A 6,000-nucleotide genomic window follows, 5' to 3' on the forward strand; every position below is an offset into this window, starting at 1 on the left:
CCAAGTTGCTACCCACCCCTTGCCCGGGGCTTGGGAACCAGACTTAACCGCTATACCGCATAGAGCCCCAGAAACCGCAGAGCAGCCACGGGGTTGAAGGAGAAAGCCTCCAAAGCCACTTTCTTCCGGCGAACCCCCTCGCGGTTCAGCCACGACACCAGATGCGCCCGCAACACCGCCAGCACCCACCCCAGCAACTCCCCCTGGTTCCCCTTCAGGACCAAAAGGTACTCCCCCCCCTTTGCCCGCACCCCGCGGGCCACCTCGGGGTACAGGAAGCCCGCATCCACCACCACCCTCCCCGCCAGCCCCTCGGCCCCCAGGCGCTCCAGGAGCTCCAGGAGAACCCTACCCCAAAGGGGTATAACGGTCAAGTTTGGGGTTTTGGAGCGGTTGAGCAAGCTCCCCGAGGCGGTGGCCCAGGGGAAGCCCCTCCCCGAGGTGATCCGGCTCAACGAGAAGGGGGAGAGCGTCCGACGCTAAGTACCCCGTTGTGGCTTGCGCCACGACGGGGGCCCCAAAGAGGCCACGGGCAAGCTGCTTCTGCTTTTGCCAATGGAGCACCCTTCGTGCACGGGCACTTAGGCCATCTATTTCCTCCCGCAGCCACCGCCTCAGGTCCCGCCGGGCTGTGGCCCGGGGGCGGGTCTCCCTGCCCATGCCTTACCATGAGGGGGATGGAAGGGGCAATCGTGGTGGACCCCGAGGTCATGGGCGGCAAGCCCGTGGTGGCGGGCACCCGCATTACCGTGGAGGAGATCCTGCGCCGCCTGGCGGCGGGGGAGACCCCGGAGGAGATCCTAAGGGCCCTCCCCCGGCTCACTCCTGAGGGCCTGCGGGCGGCCCTCCTCTACGCCGCGGAGGCGGTGGGCAGGGAGCGGACCTACCCCTACCCCGGGCAGGCGGCATGAGGCTCCTGGCGGACGAAGGGGTGGATGCCCCCATCGTGGGGACGCTCCGGGCGGAGGGACACGAAGTCCTCTACGTGGCAGAGATGCACCCGGGAATGAAAGACCCCGAGGTCCTGGCCCTGGCCCAGGAGGAGGGGGCTTTGCTCCTCACCACGGACAAGGACTTTGGCGAGCTGGTCTTCCAGGGGTTCCTCAGTACCGGGGTTTTGCTCCTGCGCCTGGAGGGCTTGCTGCCTCTGGAGAAGGCGGACCGGGTGGCCTGGGCTCTTCGGGAGCATGGGGCGGAACTGGTGGGGGCTTTCTCCGTATTGGACGCCAAAAGGCTGCGGGTACGGCGATGACCTGGGACAAGGCTTATCCCACGGTCTGCATTCCCCCATCGCTTCCCGGCCGGCATGGGTTTGGTTGGGATCGGGACGGGGTGGGATGCAAGGGGCGGTAGGTTGGGCTCATGCTTTATGACCCCGAGGCCCGCAAGGATCTGAAGGAAGAGCTCCTATGGCTTTGGGAAGAGACCCGCATGGCCCTGGTGGCCCTGGGGCGGGCGAGGGAGGTCCTCGAGGCCCTGGAGGAGGAGGACCGCATCCTGGGAGACCTCTTTGCCAGTGAGCCCCGGGAGGGGCACCGCGTCCTCGAGGAGTTTCTGGCCGAGGTCCTCGGCCGGCTCCGGCGGGCGGAGAGGAGAGCGGGAGAGGTATTTGGGCTTTTCCTAGACCCTGGAGGGGGGGGGTGGGCGCGGCGTGGGGGGAGGCCCAAGGCGGTGGTGGCGCACCGGTACCGGTGGTTCTACCTGTGCACCTTTGTGGAGCCGGAGACGGGGGAGGCTTTCAGCCTGCTGGTGGACGGGGTGGAGACGGGGGTGATGAGCTGGGCCTTGCGGGAGTTTCGGGGATGGCTTGGGGAGGAGGAAGGGGAGGTGTGGGTGGTCCTGGACCGGGCGGGGTGGCACGTCGGACTTGGAAGCCCTGATGGCGGTGGTGGAGAGGCGGTGGTTGGTGCTGCGGGGGGACCGGGAGCTTCTCAGGAGGCACACCCTCTTCCACTGGTTGCCCGGGGCGAAGGGTTCAGCGTAAAAGGGTATGAGCACAACAAAAAACAAGAGGAAGTGGGGGGAGGGGGGAGGTAAATGGCAACATTGCGGGACAGGCTTCCTGGGCCTAGCATAGGCCCTGCTACCGGTGGCTTTATGCCTATACCTTCCCTGGTCATTGCCCGGCAGAGCTATAGAAGCTCTTCCAGACCCAGAAGCCCGTACCCCAGCACCTCCCGTAAGGGCTTCCAAACCTCTTCTTCTCCATCCCGCACCCGCAGGCGCAGGTGAGGGTTGGGCAGGTAGTGACCCCGAGCTACCCGCAGGAAAAGCCTGCGGGCCGGGCGGTAGCTGCTTTGTGCCTCGTTCCTTCCCAAGACCCCATTCAGGTAGGCGCGGCGCATCCCCTCCTCTTCTTTGGCCGCCAGGGTGCGGGGGAGGAGGCCAGGAGGCAGGTGGCCCAGGGCCTCTGCCAGGTAAGCTGAGGTAAGCCCCTTGTAGGGCAGGGGCCTCTCGCTGAAGTAGGAGTTGGCCCGGAGGCCCTTGGCTAGGGCCAAGGCCGCCAGGAAGACCCAGAACTCGGGGTTGTTGGGGTAGAGGCGCACCAGACGGGAGCCTCCTTCATCGGGCACTTGAAGGTCCACTGCCGTGGGACCTAAGAGCTCCACCAGGGTGGGGAAGGGGCCGCGGGCGAAGCCAGGGTCCTCGAGAGCCCGGAGGAGGGCGTAGAGGAAGGGGGTCTGGCCAAAAGGGTCGCGGACTTCCGGGTTGGCCCCCGCTTCCAGAAGGGCACGGACCAGCTCGAGGTTGCCCGCCCGGGCGGCCAGCATCAAGGGGGTGGCTCCTGAGGGGATGCGGAAGTCGGGGCCAAAGGTGCGCACGTCCCAGAGGATTTCCTTCCACCCCTTGCCCTCGTAGGAGCGGAGGAGGCGGGCGGTGGTCTCTGCCGCCACCTCCCAAGGTGGACGGGGCCGGTCCAGAAACCAGGGGGAGAGGAGTTCCTGCGCCGGGCGGTGGCCAGCTTGGGCCAGGGCCTGCAGGAGGGGGAGGTTCCGGTGGAAGAGGGCGAGGTCCAGAAGTTCCCTGCGAGCCTTTTCCTTGAGGTTAGCAGGACTTTTCAATACTTCCTCCAGGTGTTTCCGATCCCAAACCGTCCAGGGCACAGGCTTGGCTCCCAGGAAGGCCTCCCGGATGGCCTGCGCTTGCTCTAGGTTGCCATGCTGGGCAAGGCGGGTCGCCTCCCGGCTCCATTCCTCCCGGCTCGCCTGCCGGGCTTCCAGGCGGAACTCCCGCCCAGCCTCGAGGCCCAGGAGCCGCAGGAAGGGGTGGGCGGGGTCCTCTTCCACCCAGATCACCTCCTCCACGGCCCGGGTGAGAGCCACGTAGAGGGCGTTGGTGAAGAACTTGTACTCCTCCAGGCTCTTGTCCGCCTTGTCCTTGGCCCGGCGGAAGACGAGCTCCCCCTCCAGGTCAGCTGGGTCCACTCCGCGGGCTACCTCCCGGTAGGCCTCGGGGGCCGCAGCCACGAAGCCATAGAGGATGACCTTGGGGTATTCCAGCCCCTTGGCCTCCCGTACGGAGAAGAGGAGGGGGGTGCGGAACTGGGCACGCGCCCGCTCTTTGTCCTCCTCTCGCAGGACCAGGACCGCCACCTCTGCGCTCCTTTGGCTCCTGGCGTCCAGGTCCCTGAGGAGATGGGTTTCGGTCTGCAGGAGCACTACCTTGCCTTCCTGGTCCAGCCTGGGTTCACAGAGGTAGGTGCTTTCCCGGTCCACGGAGCCGAAGCGGGCCTGCTTGAGCCGGAGGAGGCGGTTGGCCAGCTCCGCTACCTTGCGGGCATTGCGGAAGTTGGCCCGCAACACCCGGATGCGCTCCAGGGCCTCCTCTCCCCGCTCTGCCTCCTGGAAGAAGTAGGTCTTCAGGGCCGCCCAAGAGAAGAAGTTGGGGTGGACGATCTGGTGGCTGTCTCCCGCCAGGAGGAAACGCCCAGGGGTCTTGAGGCTCCTCAGGAGGAGATCCAGCTGGGCCAGGGTGAGGTCCTGCACCTCGTCCACCGCCAGGAAGTCGTAAAGGGGCTCCACCTGGCTGCGGTAGCGATGGGCCAGGAGGCTGGGGTCGTAAAACCCTCGCCCCTCCAAAAAGGTCAGGTAGCGGCGGAAAACCTCGTAGACCTGGGACCTAAGCTCCCTTGGGTAGAGGCTCTGCCGTACCCCTAGGGCCAGGTAGGCTTCCAGGGAAAGGGGGCCCTCCGGGGAGGCAAGGAGCACTCCCCGGAACTCCTCAAAGACGGCGTGGGCATGGGTGAAGGCCAGGGCTTTGCGGTAGGGGGCAAAGAAGGCCTGAAAATCGCGAAAGGTCACTTCCATGCCCTCTGGAACCCCAAAGGTTTCCAAGAAGTCTCGGAAGGCGAGAAACTCAACCTCTTGGTAAGGGTTCTCATAGCCGTGGGCGAAGTAGAGGCGGCGGGCCTCCTGGGCCAGGAAGGGGCTTTGTGTAGCATAGAGTACCTTCCCCGCCTCCCGCTTGAGCCTTTCCAGGACTAAGGCCGTCTTCCCCGAGCCCGCGGCGCCCAGGAGGACCAGGGGCGGAGGTAGCCGGAGGAGGGCCTCCTGGGCTTCGTCCAGGGTAAGGGGCTTGTCCAGATAGTGGAAGCGGGTGGCCCCCGCCTCCAAATGGCGCACGGGCTCCGCTTCCCGTACCTCCTCAGGGAGGGGACGTAGGGCTTCCTCCCGCACCGCCGCTCCCCGCAGGAAGCGGGAGCGTTCGTAGGCGTGGTTGGGGATGATCTCCAGGACGAGCCAAGCCCCTTCCCCATTGGCTCGGACTAGCTTGAGGAGGAGGCGGTCTTTTTCGCTCAGCTTGGCCCGAAAGTAGGGGGTGGGGGAGAGCTTTTTTACCTCCGCCCGTTCGGGGCGGTCTGCCCTCAAGTCCTCCAGCACCCGCTCCAGGCGCTTTTCCAAGTGGGGCAGGACCTCGAGGCCCTCGTAGAGTAAAACCCGCACGAATCTTAGGATAACCCAAGTTGTTACCTAAGCGATTTTATTGGCGATGCGTCGCAGATTGTGGGCCAGGATGAATGGGCCGGCGCCTGGGGGCCCTCTACCTGGACCTGGAGTCTGAGCGGGACCGGGCCAAGCTGGCCGAGGCCGAGCTCTACCTAGAGGGCTACTTGAACCGTCTCGTCATCCTGGACGAGGTGCACCGCATGCCCCACCTCTTTCCCGTCCTCCGCAGCCTGGTGGACCGGGTCCGGCGGGAGGGTAGACGGGCAGGGCTCTACCTGCTCTTGGGTTCTGTGTTCCCAGAAGTTTCCCGGCAGGCGGGGGAAAGCTTGGCAGGCCGGGCCAGCTACTTGGAGCTCGCCCCCTTTGACCCCCTGGAGGTGGGCCCCCAAACCCTGGACCGCCTCTGGCTCCGGGGGGGTTTCCCGAGAGCTTCCTGGCAGGGGGGAGGAGGCGAGCCTACGCTGGCGGCGGGACTTCCTTAGGGCCTACGTGGAGCGGGAAATCCCCCTTTTGGGTGGGTTGTGCGCCGTCTCCTCACCATGCTGGCCCACCTTCATGGGGAAACCCTGAACCTCTCCCGCCTGTGGGGAAGTTTGGGCCTGGACGGGCGGACCGTGGCCCGCTACCTGGACCTCCTGGTGGACCTCTACCTCCTGAGGCGACTGCCCCCTTACGAGGCCAATGTGGGCAAGCGCTTGGTGAAGAGCCCCAAGCTCTACCTGCGGGACAGCGGGCTGGTCCACGCCCTCTTGGGTCTTGGGGACCTGGAGGCCCTCCTGGGCCATCCCGTGGTGGGAGCGAGCTGGGAGGGCTTCGCCCTGGAGAACCTCCTACGGGTGGCCCCTGAAGGGGTGGAGGGTTTCTTCTACCGCACCCACGCAGGGGCAGAGGAGGACCTTCTCCTCTCCTGGCCCTCAGGGGTCCTCTGGGCGGTGGAGGTGAAACGGAGCCTGACCCCCAAACCTTCCCGGGGCTTTCGCGAGGCTCTCAGAGGCTGTCGTAAAAGTCTTGTATCCTTGAAGGGTGCAGAGGACACGCACATCTTACCCCAGCG

At 65.9% G+C, this 6,000-nt stretch carries 7 protein-coding genes; 5 read left to right on the top strand and 2 right to left on the bottom strand.

The annotated features are described in order from the left end of the window. Positions 1-50 precede the first annotated feature (50 nt). Positions 51-374 carry a hypothetical protein gene (locus C2847_RS12655; RefSeq protein WP_244187424.1) on the bottom strand — a complete coding sequence of 108 codons (324 nt, stop codon included), beginning with the start codon at positions 372-374 and terminating at the stop codon, positions 51-53. A 303-nt stretch (positions 375-677) separates the two neighbouring features. On the opposite strand from C2847_RS12655, the gene C2847_RS09835 reads away from it, so the two are divergent. The 3 genes from C2847_RS09835 (at position 678) to C2847_RS12660 (ending at position 2,037) form a co-directional block, all read left to right on the top strand. Then, positions 678-911, top strand: a complete 234-nt coding sequence (locus C2847_RS09835) for a DUF433 domain-containing protein (RefSeq protein ID WP_105318181.1) — start codon at positions 678-680, stop codon at positions 909-911. Then, positions 908-1,252 (top strand): DUF5615 family PIN-like protein, encoded by a 345-nt coding sequence (locus tag C2847_RS12335; protein ID WP_164835699.1) that lies wholly within the window; start codon positions 908-910, stop codon positions 1,250-1,252. Before C2847_RS09835 ends, C2847_RS12335 begins: the two co-directional genes overlap by 4 nt. A gap of 110 nt (positions 1,253-1,362) precedes the next feature. Next, positions 1,363-2,037 carry a hypothetical protein gene (locus C2847_RS12660; protein WP_164835700.1) on the top strand — a complete coding sequence of 225 codons (675 nt, stop codon included), beginning with the start codon at positions 1,363-1,365 and terminating at the stop codon, positions 2,035-2,037. Positions 2,038-2,132: 95 nt separating this feature from the next. Here the strand turns inward: C2847_RS12660 and C2847_RS12865 are convergent, their stop codons facing one another. Further along, entirely contained in the window at positions 2,133-4,943 is a 2,811-nt protein-coding gene (locus C2847_RS12865) for an ankyrin repeat domain-containing protein (protein WP_105318182.1), read from the bottom strand. 74 nt (positions 4,944-5,017) lie between these two features. On the opposite strand from C2847_RS12865, the gene C2847_RS12675 reads away from it, so the two are divergent. Both C2847_RS12675 and C2847_RS12680 read left to right on the top strand, forming a co-directional pair. Further along, a complete protein-coding gene (locus tag C2847_RS12675) occupies positions 5,018-5,428 on the top strand; it encodes an AAA family ATPase (RefSeq protein WP_244187419.1) in 411 nt (136 codons plus the stop codon). Positions 5,429-5,467: 39 nt separating this feature from the next. Then, positions 5,468-6,000 (top strand): DUF4143 domain-containing protein (locus tag C2847_RS12680; RefSeq protein ID WP_244187421.1); only part of this gene is annotated, 533 nt, incomplete at its 3' end.

This window comes from Thermus tenuipuniceus (genome assembly GCF_002964845.1).
Taxonomy (GTDB): domain Bacteria; phylum Deinococcota; class Deinococci; order Deinococcales; family Thermaceae; genus Thermus; species Thermus tenuipuniceus.